Source organism: Hydrogenophaga palleronii, assembly GCF_031457455.1.
Lineage (GTDB): Bacteria > Pseudomonadota > Gammaproteobacteria > Burkholderiales > Burkholderiaceae_C > Hydrogenophaga > Hydrogenophaga palleronii_A.
Window position 1 is genome coordinate 356,228 of sequence record NZ_JAVDWU010000001.1, and the last position, 19,519, is coordinate 375,746.

Genomic DNA, 19,519 nt, shown 5'->3' on the forward strand with positions numbered 1-19,519 from the left:
GTCCCCGCAGCAGGCGCCTTGAGACGGGCTGCTGTTTCCCAACTCAGGCGCCACAGCCGTTGCGTCTGCCTACTCATATGGCCTCACATCAGTCCACCACCAGGGGTCGTGCACCCAGCAAGCCGCCGGAAATACCGCCGTTCTGGCACAAGCTGAATGCGTTCTTCCTGTTTCCTTTCCAGAGCAAACCGCTGGTTTATGCCTTGTTTTTGTCGCTGTGTGCGCTGGCAGTGACCGTGTCACCGCTGATCGCCTTCTTCACGTTGCTGGGCATCCTGCTGGCCACGGCCCGCTACAGCTTCAAGGTGGCGGCCATGGCGTCGATGGGTGTGATGCGCAGCGCGGACTACGACAGCACAGCCAGCGACCCCGGCTGGACCTACTTGCCCTGGAAGTTTCTGGGCGTGTTGGTGGTCCATGGGCTGGTCATCGGCTTCATGGCCAGAGCCAGTGAGGGTCTCGCCGATCTGGGCAGTCTGGTGTCTTCGCTCTTGATTCCCGCGACGCTGATGGTGTTGATCCAGTCCTGCAGCCTGCGCAGCGCGCTCAACCCTGCCGAGTTGTTGCGCGCCATGGCGGCTGTGGGGTGGCCCTACCTGTTGTTGTGCGTGTTCATGTTGTTACTGAGCATGGGCATGCCCATGGCGTGGGCGCTGTTGGTGCCGTTGGCGCCGAAGACGCTGATCGCCCCGGTGCTCATGTTCGTGGTGGTGTACTTTTCCTGGGTCACGGCCAGCATGATCGGCTACGTGATGTTCCAGAACCACCAGAAGCTCGACATCGACCTGGTGAAGGAGCCGGAGGAGGCTGTGTCTGGAACTGGGCAGGGCCGACCGGAAAATCCGGTTGCGAAGCTGGCCCGTGAACGCGATGCGGAGGTGGCGACCCTGATCCGCGAGGGCCAGGTCCGTGAAGCGTACGACTTCGCCTACGACTGGCAGCGCGTCAACCCCGACAGCCTGGCCGATCAGCGCCGCTACCACCGGGTACTGTTGCTGACGGACAAGAAGGACACTCTGGTGTGGTTCACGCAGAAGTACATCCAGAGCCTGCTCAAGGAACGCAAAGGGCAGGATGCCTTGAAGGCGCATGCGGCGACCCTGGACAAGGTCCCCGATCTCGTGCTGGAGTCTGCCGAACTTACGCTGGAGCTGGCGCACCTGGCCTGGAAGAGCCTGGACCACAAGCACGCCACGGCCTTGCTCAAAGGATTCGACAAGCGCTATCCGCGCCACCCTGCCATCCCCCAGGCCTACGAGCTGATCTCCCGCATCCTGCACCAGGGGCTGGGTCGCACCGACCAAGCCCTGACTGTGTACCGGGTACTGAAAGAGCGGTATCCGCAACATGCCAGCACCCAGGAAGTGGGATGGTTGCTGCGTGACCACACGGGAGAGGCAGTGGCTACAGCACCCCTGCGCTCAGCCTGAGACCGCTGACGCCGTCCGCCTGGTTGCTCAACCGCGCAGCGCGCGATCCACGACGCATGAAACGGTCTGACCCAGGGGCACCGCCGAGGACGGCCAGTGCCGCCCCTTTGAGGGGTGACGTGAAGCGGCGCGGGGTGTTTCATTTCTGCTTCGCCAGTAACTGAGTGACAGGTGCCGTCGGCGCGTGGGCCTGAAGGGCTGGCAGCCAGCCCATGGCCGCTTCCCACTGGTTGTTCTGAGTCAAGCCGTTGACCAGAAAAGTGAGCGTGTCGGGCCACTTGGGGTGAACAGACGTATTCCGCTGCAGCAGCCCGGCCAGCCGCTGAGCGTCGTCCCAGGCGTGTAGCTTGACGAACACCGGGATCAAATGAACCAGCGTGTTGGCGCTCAGGCGCAGACCGGGCTTCGCCAGTTTCAGGTAGGTGTGGAAGTGGGCGTGCGTGCGCTTGCGCGCGGCGTGATCGGTGTCAGGCAAGGTCAGCAGCAGCTTGGCAGCGGTGTGGAACTCATCGCTAGCAGGGAAGTGCTGTGCCACCTCGAACCAGGGCTCCAGTACTTCGGGATCACGGGGGCGCAGGCGGGCGGCGCTGTGCCAGGCCTGGTTGGCGGCGGCGTAGTCCAGCTCATCGGTCAGGCGCAGGGCGCGCTGGATGCTGGCCCGGGCTCGGGCCTCGTTGCCAGACAAAGGGGCGGCAACGGTGGGTATCAGGTTGGCGGGGGCATCGAGTTTTTTCAACGTCATCAGGAGCGCCATCAACAAGGCCCCGCTCAACAAACCACCAAAGTGGGCCATGTAGTCCACGCCCTGGCCGCCCAGCCATTGCTGCAGCAACTCATGGGCCATGTACACCGGCAGCATCATCAGCGCGGGCCATTTGGCGTAGTTGAAGTAGAAGAACAGCATGTAGAAGAACTGGATGCGCCGCAGCTTGTACATCACCACGTACATGGCCATCAGTCCCGCAATCGCTCCCGAGGCGCCCAGACCGTAGGTGGCCGTTCCAGCGTGGCTCCACAGCGACACGGCCGATGCACCCACGCCGCAGAGCAGGTAGAGCAACAGGTACAGCCGGGAACCCAGTGCCATCTCCAGTGTGAAACCGAAGAGGAACAGAAACACCATGTTGCCCAGCAGGTGGCCCACACTGCCGTGCAGGAACGTGGCGGTCAGCAAGGTCTCAGGGCGGTCCGTGAAGCCGCGATCAAAGTACTGCGCCCAACGGGTGGTGAAGGGCTGCGGTTCATGAGGTGCCAGCTGGGACCGAAGCCTCCGCCACTCGGCGTGTTGCGGGTCGTTCTCTCGGATCACCTGGCCCGCCAGCAAAACCTCGCGAAAGCGCTGCTCGTGCCACATGTCCTGGTACACCCATGCGTCTTTCCTGCCTTTCCACAGCGACTCCACCATCTCCAGATGTGGTTTGCCCTCCGGCGCCTGCTGGACCTGTCGCTCCAGATGGCGGATGTAGTGCGGCACCTCCAGTTCAGCCAGGCCGCTGAGGGCATAGTGCTCTGCGCTGCGCGCCACCGCCCGTTCTTCCGGCGCCTGCCAGCCCCAGTACACCAGCATGTTGATCACGATGATGAGCACCGTCATCCAGGGCGGTGCGTGCCAAGTAGGCTTGTTGGCAAGGGGTATGGCAAAGAACATGGGGCCACATTGTGCCGCTGCGCCAAACGGGGCCTTTCCTGTGGCTGCGTTCGTGAAGCAGTGCTGGCGCCCGCTGGAATCCTGCCTGGCTAAAGCAATGCGCGCAGTCCTCGCGCGGCCTCCAGCAGCACCGGCAGCACACGGGCCAGGGCGTCGACCTGGCTTTCCTGGTTGATCGGCATGGTGATGCTGATGGCCCCGTGCACACCGTTGTGCCGGTCCAGCAGCGGCACCGCGATGCCGCGTGTGTTCAGTTCCAACTGCTGTTCCAGCATGGCCCAGCCCTGGCGGCGGAAATGCTGCAGCGCCTCGTGCAAAGCCTGGGGTGTGGCGAGCGTGTAGGGCGTGAAAGCCTGCAAGGTGCGGCCGGTCAGCCAGGCATCGCAAGCCGCTTCGCCCCAGGCGGCCAGAATGGCCATGCCGGCGGTGGACAGCTGAGCCGGGATGCGCGAACCCAGGATGTAGCCGGTGTTCATGTGCCGCTGCGAACCGCTGCGCGCGATGTAGACGGCTTCGTCGCCGTCGAGCACCCCCAGGTAGGCGATTTCCTGTGTGCCGCCCGCAATGCGCTGCAGAAAAGGGTGCACCAGCCGGGGAAAGCGCGCCGATTCCAGGTAGGCATGGCCCAGGCGCAGGATGCGTGGCGTGAGCCAGAACAGCTTGCCATCGGTGCCCACGTAGCCCAGGTGCGCCAGCGTCAGCAGGTAGCGGCGTGCGGCCGTGCGCGTCAGGCCGCAGCGTGCCCCGGCCTGGCTGGCGGTCAGGCGGGGGTGCTGGTCGTCAAACACTTCAATGATGGACAGGCCCTTTTCCAGCCCGGCGATCCAGTCGCGTTTGTCCAGCGTTGAAGGGGGTGAAGGCGTGATGAGGTCCATGTGGCGAAGGGTGTCGTGACCGTGGAAAACCCGCAAAGCGATCGATGATCGATCGGAATTGAGCGATTATCGATCGCCAAAGGGCGCCTCAGGCGCCGCATCCACGACTGGCGCTACTACAGTGCTGAAAGAGTGCGGCCCCTGCAGGTGCGGGTGCGCCAGCGCCTCATTCGGAGACCTGCATGAGTGACCTGCTGCTCAACCACCCTGAGGGCCGCGAGCCCTTGCAAGCCTCATTCAGCGATGCCGCGAACCCGCTGGGGCTCGATGGCATCGAGTTCATCGAGTACGCGACTTCGCAGCCGCAGGCGCTGGGCCAGATGCTGGAAATGATGGGCTTTCGTCCCGTTGCCCGCCACCGTTCCCGCGAGGTGCTGCTGTACCGCCAGGGCGAGCTGAACATCGTGGTCAATGCCCATCCTATCGACGCCAAGGGCGCCGGGCACGGCAGCAGCGTGCCCACGCTGTCTGCCATGGCCCTGCGGGTGCGCGACGCGCGCGCAGCCTACCACTGCGTGCTGGAGCGCGGTGCCTGGTCGGTGAGCACGCACGCCGAGGTCATGGAGCTCAACATCCCGGCCATCCACGGCGCAGGCAGCAGCCGCATCTACTTCGTGGACCGGTACAAGGAGTTCTCCATCTACGACGTGGACTTCGTGCCGATTCCCTCGGTGGACCAGCACCCACCGGCCACCGCCGGCATCCACTTTTTTGGCATCGTGCAGTACATCGGACCGGAGCGCAGCAACGACTGGATCGCGTTCTACAACGAGCTGTTTGGCGCGGAGCTGATCCCTGACGAGCAGCGTTTCGGCATCATGCCCAAGGGCACGCTGCTGCGGGTGCCCGCACTGGACTCGGCCAACCGGTTCATGCTGCAGTTGATCGAACCCGAGATCAATGTGGTGGACAGCGATGAGCGGCTGCAACGCATCGGGCTGGGTGTGCCCGACGTGCTCGCCGCCGTGAAGGCCTTGCGCGCCCTGGGTGTGGAGTTTGTGGAAACGCAGGCCGCCCACACTGAGCAGCGCGGTGCCATCAGCAAAACCTACCTCGGATCGGTGGTGTTCGAACTGGTGCACAGCCCCCTGGCCACCGCACAGGCCTGACGCCATGAACAGCCCTCACACGATCGCCGAAGCCATCAACTGTTTCGGCATGGACACCATCACTTTCGCCGGCCCGCTCGAGGCCAAGCTGGCGGCGATGAAGGCGGCCGGTTTCTCCCAGGTGATGCTCAAGGCCAATGATCTTGTGGGCCACCCTGGCGGACTGGACGCAGCGGTGCAGGCCGTGAAAGACAGCGGCCTGCGCGGCACCGGTTTTCAGGTGCTGCGCGATTTTGAAGGCCTCTCCGGTCACCTGCACCACTACAAGGTGGACATCGCCAAGAGCATGCTGGAAATGTGCGCCACGCTGGGCTGCAAGGTGTTGCTGGCCTGTTCATCCACCTCCACCCATGCCAGCCAGGACCTGGACCACATTGCGCGCGACCTGCGCAAACTCGCGATGCTGGCGCTGCCCCTGGGCATTCGCATCGCGTATGAAGGCTTGTCGTGGGGCCGCACCATCAACGAGTTCACCACCGCCTGGGACTTGGTCTGCCGCGCCGACTGCCCCAACCTGGGACTGGGCATTGATTCGTTCCACATCTTCGCGGCCAAGACCTCGCTGGAAGAAATCGACTACCTCGATCCTGAAAAAATCTTTCTGGTGCAACTCGCCGACTTCATGTGGCAGGAAACCAGGACCTTTGAAGAACGCATGACCACCGCGCGCACCTTCCGCGTGTTCCCCGGTGAGGGCGTGCACAGCGAACAGCTGGTGGACCTGGTGCTGCGGCTCGACCGGCTCGGCTACGAGGGTGACTACAGCTTCGAGGTGTTCAACGACGATTACCAGCAGATGCCGCTGCCGCAGGTGGCCGAGCGCGGCCGCCGATCGGCCCTGTGGCTGGCCGAAGATGTGCTGCGCCGCTCGGTGCCTTTGCCAAACCAGATGCGGTTGAAATCGCTGGCGGGCCGTTAAGCTGGGTCCGTTCGATCAGGGCCACGTGCACGGGCGTGCTTCCTGGCGACGACACTGAGCATTCATGCGACAAGGAAACCACATGCACCTACGTGGACAGGCCCAACTGGCGATCTGGAGCGACATAAAGCCGGAACAGGAAACCGACTACCTGCACTGGCTCACGCGGGAACACGTGCTGGAGCGGGTTGGCGTCGACGGCTTCCTCTCCGGACGGGTGTTTCGATGCGAGGTCGCCGACAGGCGCCGCTTCTTCATCACCTATGAACTGCGGGAGGCCGGCGCACTGGCGGGGCCGTCGTACCTGGCACGGCTGAACGCGCCCACGCCATGGTCGCAGCGCACCATGCCCATCCTGCAGAACTTTGCGCGTGGCGGTGGCCCTGTGGTGGCGCGTGCCGGCCTGGGCTGTGGCGCGGTCGTGGTGCCCTTGCGTATCGACCTCGAAGCCGCGGGTTTGTTGACTGCGCACGCGCAGCAACATCTGGTGCAGCGGATCGCAGGCCTCGACGCGGTGGCGCAGGTCTGGCTGATGCAGGTGGATGCCGCTGCGACCGGCGTGCCTACAAAAGAGAAATCCATGCGACGCAGTGAGGAAGGCGCGTTCGATGGCGTGCTGGTGGTCGAGGCCCTGCACGAAGCGGCAGCGCGCGCGGCTGTGGATGCGCTCATGAGCAAGGAACTGGCCTCGGCAGCACTGGCCGACCGGGAGGTGTTTGCCGCCTGTTTCCAGTTGGACCGCCGGCTGGCGGGGCTTCCCTGACGCGACCGTGGCCCGTCGCCTGTTCAGCGGCCCTCAGGCCTGGGTATCCAGCAGGGTTCCCAGCATGCGGTTCTGCGTCTCCACGGTGCGCAGATTGGCGGCAAAGCTGTAGAGGCTCATGCGCTGTTCAACCAGATCTTCGGCCAGGTGGCCGAAGGGCGCACCGCTCGCCGATGCCGTCTCGGGTTGACGCTCGACCTGTGCGTTCACGCCGCCAAGGTCCGGGCGGGCGGTCTGGGTCACGACCTGGCGCTGGAAGCCCGGCGTCAGCGCGTTGGCCACGTTGTGGGCCGTCGTGTCCAGCCGCAGCTGGGCGGCTCGCATGCCGCTCATGCCGGTGAATGCTGCGGAGGTGACGGACATGGCCATGGGTGGATCTGCTTTGAAAAGGACGGCGCTTGCGCCATACGCACCTGATCGGCACCTGGTGGCGGATCTGAAGCCGTGGGCGCCCGTCAGGCGACAAACGGTTGCCGCATGGCCCGGACAAGGTAGCGGGCGGCGGGAGTCAGTCGCTCAGGCGTGCAACAGAGCGCAGCACATCTGCCGTGGTGGTGGGCAGGCCGAAGTACTCCAGGTAGGCCGGAATCTGCTCGAACAGCATGTCAGTGCCCACCTGCACGCGGCAGCCGCGTGCCTGTGCGGCCGTCAGGAAGGCCGTCATGGTGGTGCGCATGACCACTTCGCCGACGAAGGTGTGCGGCTGCAAGCGCTCCACGTCCAATGGCAGAGGGTCGCCTTCGTTCATGCCCATGGGCGTGGCGTTGACGACGAGGTCGAAGCCGGCCGGATCGTTGCTGCCGGTGTGGGCTGCAATGCCCGGGTAGTGGGTGGTCAGGCGCTGTGCCAGTGCGTGGGCCGTGGCGGGGTTCACGTCGAAGAGGTGGATGGCCTTCACGCCAGCGGCCGCCAGAGACGCAGCAATGGCGCAACCCACGCCGCCGCAGCCCACCACCAGCGCGCTGGCACCGGTCAGATTCAGTCCCTTTAGGCGCACGCCGCGCACAAAGCCTTCGCCATCGAAGTTGTCGCCCTGCAGACGGCCGTCGGCAGTGCGACGCACCGCATTGCAGGCACCAGACACCCGCACCGCCGGGGTGACCTCATCCATCAGATCCACGGTCACCACCTTGTGCGGCATGGTGATGAGCGCGCCCCGGATGTTGGTGAGGCGGAAAACTGAACGCAGGAAATCAGGGTAGTCGGCCGACTGGCACCCCATGGGAACGACCACGGCGTTGATGCCCGAGTGCTCGAAGTAGGGGTTGTAGATCATCGGCGACTTGAAGCTGTGCGTCGGGTAGCCGATGTGGGCGATGAGTTCGGTGTGGCCGTTGATGGTGGCCGGGGTACTTTGTGTCATGGTGATGGGCGGCTTCTGCCTACCGGAAAGACCTGCAATTGCACATCAGCGGGCGTGCGCTGCACCGGCGCGATGCACAGGCGTTGGTTCAGCCACGCTTGCGGGCCGGCGGGTGGCCCGGCGGCGTTTGCCGCGAATGGGCCGATGCGCGCGTCGATGCTGAACGCGAAGCTTGGGGCCGGGGGCGTGGGGACCGGGTTCATGTCGTGATCGTGACGTCCCTGAGCCAGGCGCACATGCGCTGAAACGAAGCCTGCGCCGAGCCGTAATAGGCCTTGGCGCGCAGGTAGCCATGGATCAGGCTCTCCCCCCGGTCCAGCACGGCGGGTGTGCCGTCGGCTTGCAGCGCTTCGGCATAGGCAATGCCTTCGTCGCGCAGCGGGTCGTGTTCGGCCACCGCAACGTAGGCAGGCGGGAGTCCGGCGTGGCTCTCGGCCAGCAGCGGTGCCACCAGGGGATTGAGCAGGCCGGCTGGGTCGGGGCTGTACATGGCGTTGACCGCCGGCATGGATGCCACAGTGACCAATGGACCATCAGCGTTTTCGCGGTGGGACGGTCGGTCGGTGTTGAAGGATACGGCCGGGTACACCAGCAACTGCGCACGCAGCGGGTAGGCGCTGCCGCGCAGCACCAGGGTCACGGCCGCGGCCAGGTTGCCGCCAGCGCTGTCGCCGCCGATGGCAATGGCGTCTGAGTCGATGCCCAGCGCCTCAGACTGGTCAAAGGCCCAGCGCGTCACTGCTGTGCACTCATGCAGTGCGCGAGGAAAGGGGTGTTCGGGCGCCAGGGCGTAGTCCACGCTGATGACGATCTGCTGGTTCGCTGCTGCAATACCGGCAGTGATGTCCCAATGGGTTTCGGGGCTGCCCTGCATCCACGCACCACCGTGCATGTAGATCAGGGCGGGCAGCGCACCGACGGCCTGCGCGGGCCGGAACGTGCGCACCCGCACCTGTATGTCGGTCTCGGGAACGTCCACCAGATGCACATCGGTGACGATGCCTTCGGGGTGCGGCTCGCGCATCCCGGCGGCCACCACCTCGAAGTGGGCGCGTCGCTGGGCCGGGCCTGCGCCGGCAGGCAGGGTGGACCAGGCTTTGTCCCAGTCGGTGAGAAAACGTTGGATATCGGGATGGATCATGGGTCGGTGTGAACGGACATGAACAAAAGACGCTTGGTCTCTCAGCCCTGGTAGCCGAACTGCCGCGGCAGCCAGAGCACGGCGCCGGGCACATAGGTGAGAAAGGCGAGCGCGGCCAGCATCACGAACACGAACGGCAGGGTTTCCTTGACGATGCGCTTGATGGATTCGCCGGTGATGTTGCCCATGATGAAGAGAAGCAGCCCGTAGGGCGGCGTGATCAGACCGATCATGAGGTTGACCGTGACCACCACACCGAAGTGCACCATGTCGATGCCCAGCAGCTTGGCCGTGGGAATGAGGATTGGGACGATGACGAGGAGGATGGTGCCGCCTTCGAGCAGGGCGCCCAGCAACAGCAGCAGCACGTTGACCATCAACAGGAAGGTCATGGGTGTGAGGTCCATCGCGGTCATGAACTGGCTGACCGCCTGCGGAATATCTTCGCGGGTGACCACGTAATTGAACACCAGCGCACCAGCGATCAGAATGCCGATGGAGGCCATGGACCGGCCGCTGGAGAGCAATGCTCGGTACGCACCGACCGGTGTGACCGAGCGGTACAGCACCACCGAAATCACCAGCGCATACAGCGCGGCCACGGCGGCGGCTTCGGTGGGCGTCATCACGCCACTGTAGATGCCGCCCAGCAACACCACGGGCATCATCAAGGCGGGAATGGCGCGCCAGGTGATGCCGGGCAGTTCGCGCAGCGGCACCGGCGTTTCCACCGGGAAGTTGCGCACCCGGGCCAGGTAGGCATTCATGGCCATGAGCACCAGGGCCAGCAGCAGGCCCGGCACCACGCCGGCCATGAACAGGAAGCCGATGGAAGCGTCAGAGATCAGCCCGTAGAGCACCAGTGGAATCGACGGTGGAATGATGGGGCCGATCACGGCCGAAGCCGAGGTGATGGCCGCCGCGTAGGCGGGGGTGTAGCGGCCGTCCTTGGTCATCATGTTGATCACCATGCGGCCCACGCCGGCTGCGTCGGCAATGGCCGAGCCCGACATTCCCGAGAAGATCAGCGACGACAGGATGTTGACGTGCCCCAGGCCGCCCCGGAAGCGGCCCACGATGGCGTTGCAGAAGCGAAGCAGCCGGTCGGTGAGCGAACCCATGTTCATGATCTCCGCCGCCAGGATGAACAACGGGATCGCGAGCAGGGTGTAGGTGTTGTTCAGGCCTTGCAGCAGCTGTTCGGCGGCAATGCCCATGTCCTGCCCGGTGATGAACAGGTAGACGACCGAGCTGGCAATCATGGACAGCCCGATGGGCAGGCCCATGAGGCTGAGCGCAAAGATCAGGTAGACCGTGAGCGCAAAGGGCGAAAAGAAGTTCATACCGGGTCCTTGGCGCCATCGGTTGTCAGCGGGTCGTCGTAGAGGCGGCCGCGCAAGGCCTCAATGCCGATGTACAGGTGGCGCACCACCATGGCCACCACGAAGGCGATGTAGATGGAAAACAGGTGGTCCATGCGGATGCCCAGCGAGGCGGTGGACTCCACCTTCATGAAAGTCACATAGCTCCAGGCCGAAGGCATCGAGCCCACCAGGATCACCACCACCGAGACGCTCACCACCACGGTGAACCAGCGTTTGACTTCGCGCGGCACCTGTCCGATGAGCACGTCGAAGCGAATGTCTTCGCGGTTGCTCATCACGAACGAAGCACCCCACAGAATGCCCCAGATCCAGGTGATCACGCAGATCTCCTCGGTCCATGCCACGGGCTTGTTGAACACATAGCGGAACATGATCTGCAGGATGAAGGACACGAACATCGTGGCCATCATCACGACTTGCACGTGGTTGGCGCCCAGCCGGAGCCAGCGCAGTAAACGGAGAGCAAGGGGCAAGGAGGAGGTGGAATGCATGGCGGGATTCCGGGTCGTTCAGTTCAGGCGGTTCAATGGCTCCGGTGCGTCACCTGCCCCGCACGAGGCACCCCTTTCCTGGGGCACCGAGGAACCGGCTTTGCCGGGCCTCAGGTGCCGTCCCCCTCCCGCCGAAGGCGAGAGAGGGGGAAGTCGCGAAGCGGCGCAGGGGGTGATTACAGCTTGTTGATGCGGTCCAGCATACCGGCTGGCCAGTCGTTGGCGAACTTGGACTTGCTGTACACGTCGAGCACGTGCTTGCGGAACGCCGCCAGATCCGGGGTGTAGACGTCCAGCCCTTGCTGTTTCATGAAGGCCTCCTGCTCCACGTCGTCCTTGAGCGCCTGGGCGGTCACGGCAGCGGCGAACTTGTCGGCGGCATCCTGCACGGTTTTCTGCTGTGCGGGACTCAGGCTGTTCCACTTGCTCAGGCTGATGGCGAAGAGGTTGTTGGCCACCAGGTGGCTGGTTTTCACGATCTGCGAGCTCACCTCGTAGAACTTCATGCTGCGCACCGCGCCCATGGGGTTGTCCTGTCCGTCGATGGTGCCGGTCTGCAGGGCGGTGTAGACCTCGGTGAAGGCCAGCGGCGATGGGTTGGCGCCCATGGCGGTGCCCACGAACTGCCAGCCTTCACCGGGCGGCATGCGCAGCTTGATGCCGGCCAGGTCGGCCGGGGTCATGATCTTCTTCTTGGGCTTGAGGCCCAGGTGGCGCGTGCCGATGTAGGGCACCGACAGCACCTTGATGCCCATCTTCTCTTCCATCATGGCGAACAGCGCCTTGCCCACGTCGCTGTCGAACACGGCCTTCATGTGCACATGGTCGCGGAACACATAGGGCGTGGTCACGATGCTCCAGGCGGGAACCTGCCGTTGAACGTCGAAGGCGGCCAGGTTGGCCATGTGCAGGTTGCCCCGCTGCATGGCCACCGGCTCGGTGCCTTGCTTGAACAGGGTGGCGCCGAAGTAAGGCTTGAAATCGAAGTCGGCGCCCAGCGAGCCGCCGAAGGCTTCCTTGAGGATGGCGGCGCGCACGTCGCTTTCGGCCACCGTGTCGGAGTAGATCAGTTCGACTTTGCCCTGGGCAAGTGCAAGGGCAGGCAGGCCGGCAATGGCCAGACTGGCGGCGGCGCCCAGCAGTGTGCGACGTTGGATGTGTGCGGTCATGGTGTGTCTCCTCTTGGGGGTGGCAGGGGCGGTTTCAACAGGGTCGAATGCGGCTTGAAAGGCCTGCGTCTAATAATGTACGAACTGGTTAATTAAATCAACGAGATGCGATCGGGGTTTTCCCTGAGATCGGGATGAAAGCCGCTGAACGGTGGCTGGCCCGGGGGAATTGAGAGAAAGCGGCTGGCGCCTCAGTCGCGGCGCAGGTAGCGTTCGACCATCTCCACCACACTCTTGCGCCGCTGTGCCACCCAGTCCGGTGCGGTGGTGTCGCGCTTGAAGATCAGGCCAAAGGTGTGCCGGTTAGACACGTTGAAGAACGTGAGCGCCGAGATGGAGGCGTGAATGTCCAGTGCGTCCAGCCCCGGGCGGAAATCGCCTGCAGCCACGCCTCGGTCGTACAGCGACTGGATGGCCGAGATGGCGGGTACGTTGAGTTCCTGAATGAAGGGGCTTTGCGCCAGGTATTGCCCCCGGTTGATGTTTTCGCCCATCACCAGGCGGATGTAGTTTTCGCTCTCCCGGTGGTGGTCAAAGGTGTATTCCACCAGCTTGCGCAGCGCGTCCACCGGGGCCAGGTTTTCCAGATCAAGCTGGCCTTCATGAAACCGCATCTCTCCGTAGGAGGCCTCAAGCACCGCCAGATAAAGGCCCTCTTTGCTACCAAAATAGTAGTAGATCATGCGCTTGCTGGTCTGGGTGGCCGCGGCAATCTCGTCAATGCGTGCGCCCGCCAGTCCCTTTTCGGCAAATTCGCTCATGGCCACCTCGAGGATGTTGGCCATGGTGCGATCAGGGTCGTTGGTGCGGGGGGTTTCCCGGGCTTGTGCCTTGGGGCGGCCAGCTTTGCGCGCGAAATGTACCGGTTCGTTCATGGCGGCAGTATAGGTTCGGCTTTCGCCGCTGTGGGTATTGAGGGTGCCAGTCTGTGAGCCCTGGGCTTCAGGGTGCCGGATCCACCACCGGCCTTCGGCGCAGTGGGTTGAAACCGGTCACCAGCGCGGAAGCCAGCAGTACCAGGGCACCACCGAAGAATATCCCGGGCGAGAGCGCTTCATCCAGGAACAGGTGGCCCCAGGTGACGCCAAACACCGGAATCATGAACACCGGGCTCATGGCGGCCACTGGCGACACGTGCCGGATGATGCGCACATGTGCCCAATAGGCCAGGCCAGAAGTGACCACGCCCATGAGCACGACCGCACCCATGGCTTCCGCAGTGAAGGAGGCCTGCGGCAGTGCCCAGAGGGCGCCGGGCAGCACCAGCACCATGGCCGCCACATGGATGCCCGCCGCGATGGCCAGCGGCTGCATGCGGGTGGTGGCGCGTTTCATGAGCGGCGTAGAGAAACCGTAGCAGGCGGCGGCGGTGACGCAAGCCAGCGCAGCGGCGAGCGTGGCTGCGTCCGGCTGCATCGGACCCAGCCGCACAATCAGGCCCACGCCCACGAAGCCGCACACACAGCCCAGCAGCTTGCGCACGGTCAGCGTGTCTTCCTTGTACCAGGCAGAAGCCAGCGTGCCGAACACCACCGCCGTGGTGTTGAGCAAAGCGCTGTACCCGGCGGGAAGCCGCAGGGCCGCCCAAGCGTACAGCAGGAAGGGCACCGCGACCGACAGCGCACCCAACACCATCAGCTCTCGCCAGTGTTCCCACGGCCATTTCTGCTGCAGGCCGCGCATGATCAGCGCCAGTGTGGCGCCCGCCAACGCCACGCGGCAGCCGGCCAGCACCAGAGGACCCATGACGGGGCTGGCGATGCGGATGAACAAAAAGGAAGCGCCCCAGAGCGCCGACAGGGCGACCAACTGGGCGAAGTGGCGGGATTTCACCGCTCGATTGTGGGGCCAGAGTGCAACCCGTCTGAGCCGGCCTGTCGCGGGCAGGACCGGTCGTTCATCCGGCGAGCTGGCTGGCCTTGCGCACCAGGCCCTCAATGGCCAAACGGTAGCCGTCGGTGCCGAACCCGACCACGATGCCGGCCGCCGCTGGCGACACATAAGAGTGGTGGCGGAAGGCCTCGCGCGCGTGCACGTTCGAAATGTGCACCTCAATCACGGGCATGGGCTTCACGCCGCTGATGGCGTCGAACAACGCCACCGAGGTGTGGGTGAACGCGCCCGGGTTGAACACCACGCCCACCAGCTCACCGGCCTTGAAGCGGCGGCCGGCAGCGTGGATCTGGTCGAGCAGGTCGCCTTCGTGGTTGCTCTGGAAGGCTTCAAGCGAGTGACCCAGACCCTTGGCCACCTCGCTGCACATGGCCTCCACATCGGCCAGGGTGGTCGCGCCGTACACGGCAGGCTCGCGCGTGCCGAGCAGATTGAGGTTGGGGCCGTTGAGCAGGAGGATGGTGGACATGGTGATTTCGGAATAGGGTGAAAGCAGGAGGAGGGGGTCAGACCAGGGGCACGGTGAGCCGCTCGATCACCGGCCGGGTGTCGGGGCGCACCCCTCGCCACCACTGGAAGGCCTCGGCAGCCTGTTCGATCAGCATGCCCACGCCGTCGGCCACGCGGGCCACGCCGGCCGTGCGTGCCTGTTTCAGGAAAGGGGTGAGCCCCTTGCCATAGACCATTTCGTAAGCCAGCGCGCCAGGGGCAAACACGCCTGGCGGCAAGGGCAGTGTGTCTTGCGACAGGCCGGTGGACGTGGCGTTGAGTACCACATCAAAACTCAGGCCAGCCAGGTCGTCGTAGCCTCCGGTTTGCAGGTCCACGTGCGCGGCAAAGTCGGCCTTGAGGGCGTGCGCCTTGGCGGCGGTGCGGTTGGCCACGGCAATGAGCGCAGGCCCTTGCCCGGCCAGCGGCAGGATGGCCCCGCGTGTGGCACCGCCCGCGCCGCACAGCAGCACGCGCTTGCCCGTCAGCGACACGCCCTGGTTGCGAATGATGTCGTTGACCAGGCCGATGCCATCGAAGTTCTCCGCCAGGATGCGGTCACCATCGAACTTCAGCGCATTCACCGCACCGGCCAGCCGCGCGCCCTGGGAGGGATCGGTGGCCAGCTCGAAGGCCTGCAGTTTGAACGGCAGGGTCACGTTCGCGCCGCGTCCGCCCGCTGCGCGAAACGCCATCACGGTGTCGCGAAAGGCGTCCACCGGTGAGTCGATGGCGGTGTATTCCAGCACCTGACCGGTGGCCTGTGCGAACAGTCCATGGATTAGGGGCGACTTGCTGTGCGAAATGGGGTGGCCGATGACGGCGTAGCGATCGATCATGTGGCTCTGGGCAAACTGAACACGGGCGTTGGAGCGCCGATTGTCGCGCAAGCCCTTGATCTGGGCGTGGGCATCGGCGGTGGGCTTATTCTCGCCAGGCTCGTGGTCACCATCCTGAATCATCATGTCTCCACTCAAAATCGATTTTGTGTCCGATGTGTCCTGCCCCTGGTGCGCCATCGGCCTGGGTGCGCTGGAAGAAGCCCTGACCACCCTGAAGGACGAGGTGCAGGCCGAACTGCACTTCCAGCCTTTCGAGCTCAACCCGCAAATGGACCCCGGCGGCCAGGACATCGGTGAGCACCTGGCGCAAAAATACGGTTCCACCCCCGAACAGCAGCGCCAGATCCGCGAGACCATCCGGCAGCGTGGTGCGGACGTCGGGTTTGTGTTCAACCCCGAAGGCAGGGGCCGCATCTGGAACACCTTCGATGCGCACCGCCTGCTGCACTGGGCCGCTTTGGAAGGCCAGCCTGGACAGCAGCACGGACTGAAGAAAGCGCTGCTTGCGGCCTGCCATACGCGTTCGCAAGCCATGGAGTCTCACGACGTGTTGTTGGCCTGCGTCGCCGACGCTGGCATGGACACGGTGCGCGCCCGGGCCGTGCTGGCGTCCGCCGAGTTTGCGCAAGACGTGCGCGAGCGCGAGCGCTTCTTCACCAGCCACGGCATCCATTCAGTGCCGGCGGTGATCATCAATGATCGCCACCTGATCTCCGGTGGTCAGCCGGCGGCGGTGTTCGAACAAGCGCTGAGGCAGATTGCTGCGGAAAGCGCCACATGAACGGCGAGGCGCCGACCTGACGCGGACCTGTGTGTCAGGGCTGATCGGGATCGCCTTGCGCCGATCAATCGGGCGGGGCTCCCAGGCGTCAATCGGGCAAATGGGCCTCTTCGATGACACATCTGCATCGAGCAGGGGATGCCGATGTGCCGTGGGTGCATGAGTGGAATGGGCGGCACTGTTGAATTTCGGACCCAATTCACGTGACATTTGGTGAGAAAAAGAAACACCCGGCGGGTGTGCCACGTGGTTGCGTTTGTATCGCGCCATCCCATGCTGAGGGCCATTTGCCGCCTGAAGGTCGCTGCGCAAGGCGGGAAAGCTTGAGTCAAGCCCCGAAGACCAGCGACGTTTGAGACACCAAACCGGCGCCAACCTGCGCTGATGCGGTTGCACTTTCTGTGCGCATCTGATGCGCACATGGAAAAATTCGCGACAACTTCTTAACGGGTCAACCGTGCTGCCGATCGCCGAATTCGTCGAGCCGATAAGCCACGGGAGATTTCGCGGAGCATTCTTGGAAACCCATCGATTGACCGGAAATGTTCACTGAAGCGGAAGAATCCAGGCTCGTCGGGGATTGGGGAGGTATCACCACTGCCTACCCGAGAGAGGCGACCATCGGCGGGCTTTTCCTGGAGACAGCGCGCCGTTTCCCGGAAGGCGAGGCGCTGCGTTCCGGTGTGCGTTCGCTCACGTATTTCCAGTTGCATTCGGAGGCGAGCCAGCTCGCGCTGCAGTTGCGCGATGCCGGTGTTGCTCCCGGCGATTTGATCGCGATCAGTTCGCGCTCTTCACCGGAAATGATCGTTGGATTCCTCGCCATCCTGCTTGCTGGTGGCTGCTGCGTGCCGATCGACCCCAGCTATCCCAGGGACCGCTTCGCGCTGCTGCTGGAGGACTGTGGTGCGTCCATCGGCCTCGCGACGACGGGTTGTCAGGCCTACTATCCGCCGGGGTGGAGGGGGAAGATCATCCCGATCCCCGCAACAGGCCAGGTGAGCGCCCCGGCAGAGCTTCCGGAGATCCCGCTGACGGCGGAGCATCCGGCGCATCTGCTTTTCACCTCAGGCTCCACCGGACGGCCCAAGGGCGTCCTGCTTGCCCATCGTGGCGTGGTGCGGTTGGTCAGGAATCAGAACTTCCTCACCATCACGCCTGACGACGTCTTCCTGCAAGCCGCGCCGGTGTCTTTCGACGCATCGCTTCTCGAGATCTGGGGCCCGCTGCTCAACGGCGGCCGCCTGGTCCTGCTGCCCAACGGCCCGGGCATCGCGGAAATCGCCTCGGCGGTCTGCGAACACGGCGTCACCACACTTTGGCTCACGTCCGGCTTGTTTCAACTGATGATGGACACAAGCCCTGAGGCTCTCAAAGGGCTGCGCTATCTACTGTCGGGAGGCGATGTCCTGTCCCCTCTCCATGTGCGTCAGGCGCTGGAGGTTCTGCCAGACACCCGGTTGATCAACGGCTACGGACCCACCGAAAACACCACGTTCACCACCTGCCACACCATCACCCTGGCGGATCTGAACAAACCCTCGATCCCGATCGGCAAACCGATCGCCAACACCACGGTACATCTGTTGGATGACGCGCTCAGACCGGTCCCGGTTGGCATGCCGGGCGAGCTTTGCACCGGCGGAGACGGTCTGGCCATCGGCTACCACGGCGCGCCCGAACTCACCGCGGAAAAGTTCATCTTCCATCCCGAGTTCGGCAGGCTCTATCGCACCGGCGATCGCTGTCGCCGGGCGAGCGACGGCACCATCGAGTTTCTCGGTCGTGGTGACCATCAGGTGAAAGTCCGTGGCTTCCGGGTCGAACTCGGTGAAATCGAACTCCTTCTCGCCAGCCACCCGGACGTCCGCCAGGCCAGGGTCGCCGTGCGTGGGGAAAGCGCGGAAAGCAAACGCATCTTCGCCTGGGTCACGCTTCGCGAGCGCGTCAACCTTCTTGAGGCCGATCTGACAGCGTTCCTCGAGGCCCGGTTGCCGGCCTACATGCGACCCGACGCCGTCGGCATCATCGAATCGTTCCCACTCAATGCGAACGGCAAGATTCAGGTATCTGCCCTGCCTGACCCAGCGAGAACCCGGCGCGAGACTGTGACGAGACCAGCGGCACCGCCCGTTGGAGAGACGCAAGAGCGGCTCGCGGTGATCTGGCGTGAGTTGCTCGACATCGCGGACATCAACCGCGACGATGACTTTTTCGCTCTCGGCGGCCACTCGCTGATGGCCCTGCGGATGTTTGCCCGGATCCACAGCGAGTTCGACCGATCGCTGCCGCTGGCCACCTTGCTCCAGCATCCCACGATCGAAGGTCTCGCCCGCGTCTTGTCCCCACCGGACGAAGATAAGTCGGTCGAAAACCCTCCGATTCCGGGCAAGGGCAATGTCGTCACGCTCGCCTCTGGTGGCGAGGACACCCCTCTGTTCTGTATCCACGGTGGTGATGGCGGGGTTCTGTTCTACCGCAGTCTCGCGGCGTTGATGCCACCGGAAATCCCGCTGCATGCCATCGAGTCGCTGGAGCTTGGTAGCAGCGGTCCTGTCGAATATTCCAGCATCGAGGAAACGGCGGCAGGCTACATCCGCAGCCTGCGGGCCGTCCAGCCGCACGGGCCTTACCGCCTTGCCGGATACTCGTTCGGCGGCGTGGTGGCGCATGAAATGGCCATCCAGTTGACCCGGGAAGGCCACGCAGTTGAATTCGTGGGCCTCTTCGACACCCACAACCCGGTCGCCCCGGCGCGGTTCTACACGCTGATGGAGCGGCTGGGAGTCTTTTGGCGACAGAACTCGGCCGAGCCGGTCGGGCGCCGGCTGAAGCGGGTGATGGACCGTTTGATCGAAGGGATTCGGACCAACCGCCGGGTGAAGGCGGAAACCAGGGCCGCGCAACGCAGCGGTCCGGCGCCGCCCTACAGCGATCTGCGCCGCGTGCAGGTGCGCCAGGAAAACTGGCGTGCCATGCAGGCCTACCGCCCCCCGCCTTACCAGGGACGCATCACCCTTTTCAAAACCTCGATGATCAGCGACAAGGTCGAGCGTCCGGATGACTATGGTTGGGCTTGCCTTGCCGGCGGTGGGCTGAACATCGTCTTTATCTCCGGAGAGCACCTCACCCTTTTTGAGCCGCAGAACGTTGCCACCCTTGCGCATGCGCTGACGGAATCCCTTCTTCAGTCCGAGCGCTTGACGCGTTGATCGTTGCCC

19 protein-coding genes are annotated in these 19,519 nt (G+C 64.2%); 6 read left to right on the forward strand and 13 right to left on the reverse strand.

The window, feature by feature from the left end; all coding sequences use genetic code 11:
* Nucleotides 1-77 precede the first annotated feature (77 nt).
* Nucleotides 78-1,430: a tetratricopeptide repeat protein gene (locus J2W49_RS01685; protein WP_310310928.1), complete on the forward strand. Its 1,353-nt coding sequence runs from the start codon at nt 78-80 to the stop codon at nt 1,428-1,430.
* A gap of 139 nt (nt 1,431-1,569) precedes the next feature.
* Here the strand turns inward: J2W49_RS01685 and J2W49_RS01690 are convergent, their stop codons facing one another.
* Both J2W49_RS01690 and J2W49_RS01695 read right to left on the reverse strand, forming a co-directional pair.
* Nucleotides 1,570-3,078 (reverse strand): rhomboid family intramembrane serine protease, encoded by a 1,509-nt coding sequence (locus J2W49_RS01690; protein WP_310310931.1) that lies wholly within the window; start codon nt 3,076-3,078, stop codon nt 1,570-1,572.
* A gap of 89 nt (nt 3,079-3,167) precedes the next feature.
* Nucleotides 3,168-3,953, reverse strand: a complete 786-nt coding sequence (locus J2W49_RS01695) for an IclR family transcriptional regulator domain-containing protein (RefSeq protein WP_310310934.1) — start codon at nt 3,951-3,953, stop codon at nt 3,168-3,170.
* A 182-nt stretch (nt 3,954-4,135) separates the two neighbouring features.
* On the opposite strand from J2W49_RS01695, the gene J2W49_RS01700 reads away from it, so the two are divergent.
* The 3 genes from J2W49_RS01700 to J2W49_RS01710 all read left to right on the forward strand — a co-directional run bounded on the left by J2W49_RS01700 (nt 4,136) and on the right by J2W49_RS01710 (nt 6,744).
* Nucleotides 4,136-5,062, forward strand: coding sequence for a 4-hydroxyphenylpyruvate dioxygenase (locus tag J2W49_RS01700; protein ID WP_310310937.1), 927 nt, complete (start codon nt 4,136-4,138; stop codon nt 5,060-5,062).
* 4 nt (nt 5,063-5,066) lie between these two features.
* Nucleotides 5,067-5,981: a sugar phosphate isomerase/epimerase family protein gene (locus J2W49_RS01705; RefSeq protein WP_310310940.1), complete on the forward strand. Its 915-nt coding sequence runs from the start codon at nt 5,067-5,069 to the stop codon at nt 5,979-5,981.
* Nucleotides 5,982-6,063: 82 nt separating this feature from the next.
* Entirely contained in the window at nt 6,064-6,744 is a 681-nt protein-coding gene (locus J2W49_RS01710; protein WP_310310943.1) for a DUF4286 family protein, read from the forward strand.
* 33 nt (nt 6,745-6,777) lie between these two features.
* Here the strand turns inward: J2W49_RS01710 and J2W49_RS01715 are convergent, their stop codons facing one another.
* The 11 genes from J2W49_RS01715 to aroE form a co-directional block, all read right to left on the reverse strand.
* Complete coding sequence (locus tag J2W49_RS01715; RefSeq protein ID WP_310310946.1) at nt 6,778-7,113, reverse strand: flagellar basal body protein; 336 nt, start codon at nt 7,111-7,113, stop codon at nt 6,778-6,780.
* A 139-nt stretch (nt 7,114-7,252) separates the two neighbouring features.
* Nucleotides 7,253-8,107 (reverse strand): shikimate dehydrogenase family protein, encoded by an 855-nt coding sequence (locus J2W49_RS01720; RefSeq protein WP_310310949.1) that lies wholly within the window; start codon nt 8,105-8,107, stop codon nt 7,253-7,255.
* On the reverse strand, nt 8,104-8,310 hold the full coding sequence (locus J2W49_RS01725; RefSeq protein WP_310310951.1) for a hypothetical protein: 207 nt from the start codon (nt 8,308-8,310) through the stop codon (nt 8,104-8,106). Before J2W49_RS01725 ends, J2W49_RS01720 begins: the two co-directional genes overlap by 4 nt.
* Nucleotides 8,307-9,248, reverse strand: a complete 942-nt coding sequence (locus tag J2W49_RS01730; RefSeq protein ID WP_310310954.1) for an alpha/beta hydrolase — start codon at nt 9,246-9,248, stop codon at nt 8,307-8,309. The genes J2W49_RS01725 and J2W49_RS01730 overlap by 4 nt, the downstream gene beginning before the upstream one ends.
* 41 nt (nt 9,249-9,289) lie before the next feature.
* Nucleotides 9,290-10,591, reverse strand: a complete 1,302-nt coding sequence (locus J2W49_RS01735; RefSeq protein ID WP_310310957.1) for a TRAP transporter large permease — start codon at nt 10,589-10,591, stop codon at nt 9,290-9,292.
* Nucleotides 10,588-11,124 carry a TRAP transporter small permease gene (locus tag J2W49_RS01740; RefSeq protein ID WP_310310959.1) on the reverse strand — a complete coding sequence of 179 codons (537 nt, stop codon included), beginning with the start codon at nt 11,122-11,124 and terminating at the stop codon, nt 10,588-10,590. The genes J2W49_RS01735 and J2W49_RS01740 overlap by 4 nt, the downstream gene beginning before the upstream one ends.
* A 176-nt stretch (nt 11,125-11,300) precedes the next feature.
* Nucleotides 11,301-12,293, reverse strand: coding sequence for a TRAP transporter substrate-binding protein DctP (dctP, locus tag J2W49_RS01745; protein ID WP_310310961.1), 993 nt, complete (start codon nt 12,291-12,293; stop codon nt 11,301-11,303).
* Between the two features lie 191 nt (nt 12,294-12,484).
* A complete protein-coding gene (locus tag J2W49_RS01750; protein ID WP_310310963.1) occupies nt 12,485-13,168 on the reverse strand; it encodes a TetR/AcrR family transcriptional regulator in 684 nt (227 codons plus the stop codon).
* Nucleotides 13,169-13,235: 67 nt separating this feature from the next.
* A complete protein-coding gene (locus tag J2W49_RS01755; protein ID WP_310310966.1) occupies nt 13,236-14,126 on the reverse strand; it encodes a DMT family transporter in 891 nt (296 codons plus the stop codon).
* Between the two features lie 64 nt (nt 14,127-14,190).
* Nucleotides 14,191-14,655: a type II 3-dehydroquinate dehydratase gene (gene aroQ, locus J2W49_RS01760; RefSeq protein ID WP_310310968.1), complete on the reverse strand. Its 465-nt coding sequence runs from the start codon at nt 14,653-14,655 to the stop codon at nt 14,191-14,193.
* A 37-nt stretch (nt 14,656-14,692) separates the two neighbouring features.
* Nucleotides 14,693-15,514: a shikimate dehydrogenase gene (gene aroE / locus J2W49_RS01765; protein ID WP_310312105.1), complete on the reverse strand. Its 822-nt coding sequence runs from the start codon at nt 15,512-15,514 to the stop codon at nt 14,693-14,695.
* A gap of 124 nt (nt 15,515-15,638) precedes the next feature.
* Between aroE and J2W49_RS01770 the strand changes: the two genes are divergently transcribed.
* Nucleotides 15,639-16,298, forward strand: a complete 660-nt coding sequence (locus J2W49_RS01770) for a DsbA family oxidoreductase (RefSeq protein ID WP_310310970.1) — start codon at nt 15,639-15,641, stop codon at nt 16,296-16,298.
* A 542-nt stretch (nt 16,299-16,840) separates the two neighbouring features.
* Nucleotides 16,841-19,510, forward strand: coding sequence for a non-ribosomal peptide synthetase (locus J2W49_RS01775; protein ID WP_310310972.1), 2,670 nt, complete (start codon nt 16,841-16,843; stop codon nt 19,508-19,510).
* Nucleotides 19,511-19,519 lie beyond the last annotated feature (9 nt).

Coding starts and splice junctions, on each gene's coding strand:
- J2W49_RS01685 (WP_310310928.1), top strand. CDS start 78: ATGGCCTCACATCAGTCCACCACCAGGGGTCGTGCACCCAGCAAGCCG.
- J2W49_RS01690 (WP_310310931.1), bottom strand. CDS start 3,078: ATGTTCTTTGCCATACCCCTTGCCAACAAGCCTACTTGGCACGCACCG.
- J2W49_RS01695 (WP_310310934.1), bottom strand. CDS start 3,953: ATGGACCTCATCACGCCTTCACCCCCTTCAACGCTGGACAAACGCGAC.
- J2W49_RS01700 (WP_310310937.1), top strand. CDS start 4,136: ATGAGTGACCTGCTGCTCAACCACCCTGAGGGCCGCGAGCCCTTGCAA.
- J2W49_RS01705 (WP_310310940.1), top strand. CDS start 5,067: ATGAACAGCCCTCACACGATCGCCGAAGCCATCAACTGTTTCGGCATG.
- J2W49_RS01710 (WP_310310943.1), top strand. CDS start 6,064: ATGCACCTACGTGGACAGGCCCAACTGGCGATCTGGAGCGACATAAAG.
- J2W49_RS01715 (WP_310310946.1), bottom strand. CDS start 7,113: ATGGCCATGTCCGTCACCTCCGCAGCATTCACCGGCATGAGCGGCATG.
- J2W49_RS01720 (WP_310310949.1), bottom strand. CDS start 8,107: ATGACACAAAGTACCCCGGCCACCATCAACGGCCACACCGAACTCATC.
- J2W49_RS01725 (WP_310310951.1), bottom strand. CDS start 8,310: ATGAACCCGGTCCCCACGCCCCCGGCCCCAAGCTTCGCGTTCAGCATC.
- J2W49_RS01730 (WP_310310954.1), bottom strand. CDS start 9,248: ATGATCCATCCCGATATCCAACGTTTTCTCACCGACTGGGACAAAGCC.
- J2W49_RS01735 (WP_310310957.1), bottom strand. CDS start 10,591: ATGAACTTCTTTTCGCCCTTTGCGCTCACGGTCTACCTGATCTTTGCG.
- J2W49_RS01740 (WP_310310959.1), bottom strand. CDS start 11,124: ATGCATTCCACCTCCTCCTTGCCCCTTGCTCTCCGTTTACTGCGCTGG.
- dctP (WP_310310961.1), bottom strand. CDS start 12,293: ATGACCGCACACATCCAACGTCGCACACTGCTGGGCGCCGCCGCCAGT.
- J2W49_RS01750 (WP_310310963.1), bottom strand. CDS start 13,168: ATGAACGAACCGGTACATTTCGCGCGCAAAGCTGGCCGCCCCAAGGCA.
- aroQ (WP_310310968.1), bottom strand. CDS start 14,655: ATGTCCACCATCCTCCTGCTCAACGGCCCCAACCTCAATCTGCTCGGC.
- aroE (WP_310312105.1), bottom strand. CDS start 15,514: ATGATCGATCGCTACGCCGTCATCGGCCACCCCATTTCGCACAGCAAG.
- J2W49_RS01770 (WP_310310970.1), top strand. CDS start 15,639: ATGTCTCCACTCAAAATCGATTTTGTGTCCGATGTGTCCTGCCCCTGG.
- J2W49_RS01775 (WP_310310972.1), top strand. CDS start 16,841: ATGTTCACTGAAGCGGAAGAATCCAGGCTCGTCGGGGATTGGGGAGGT.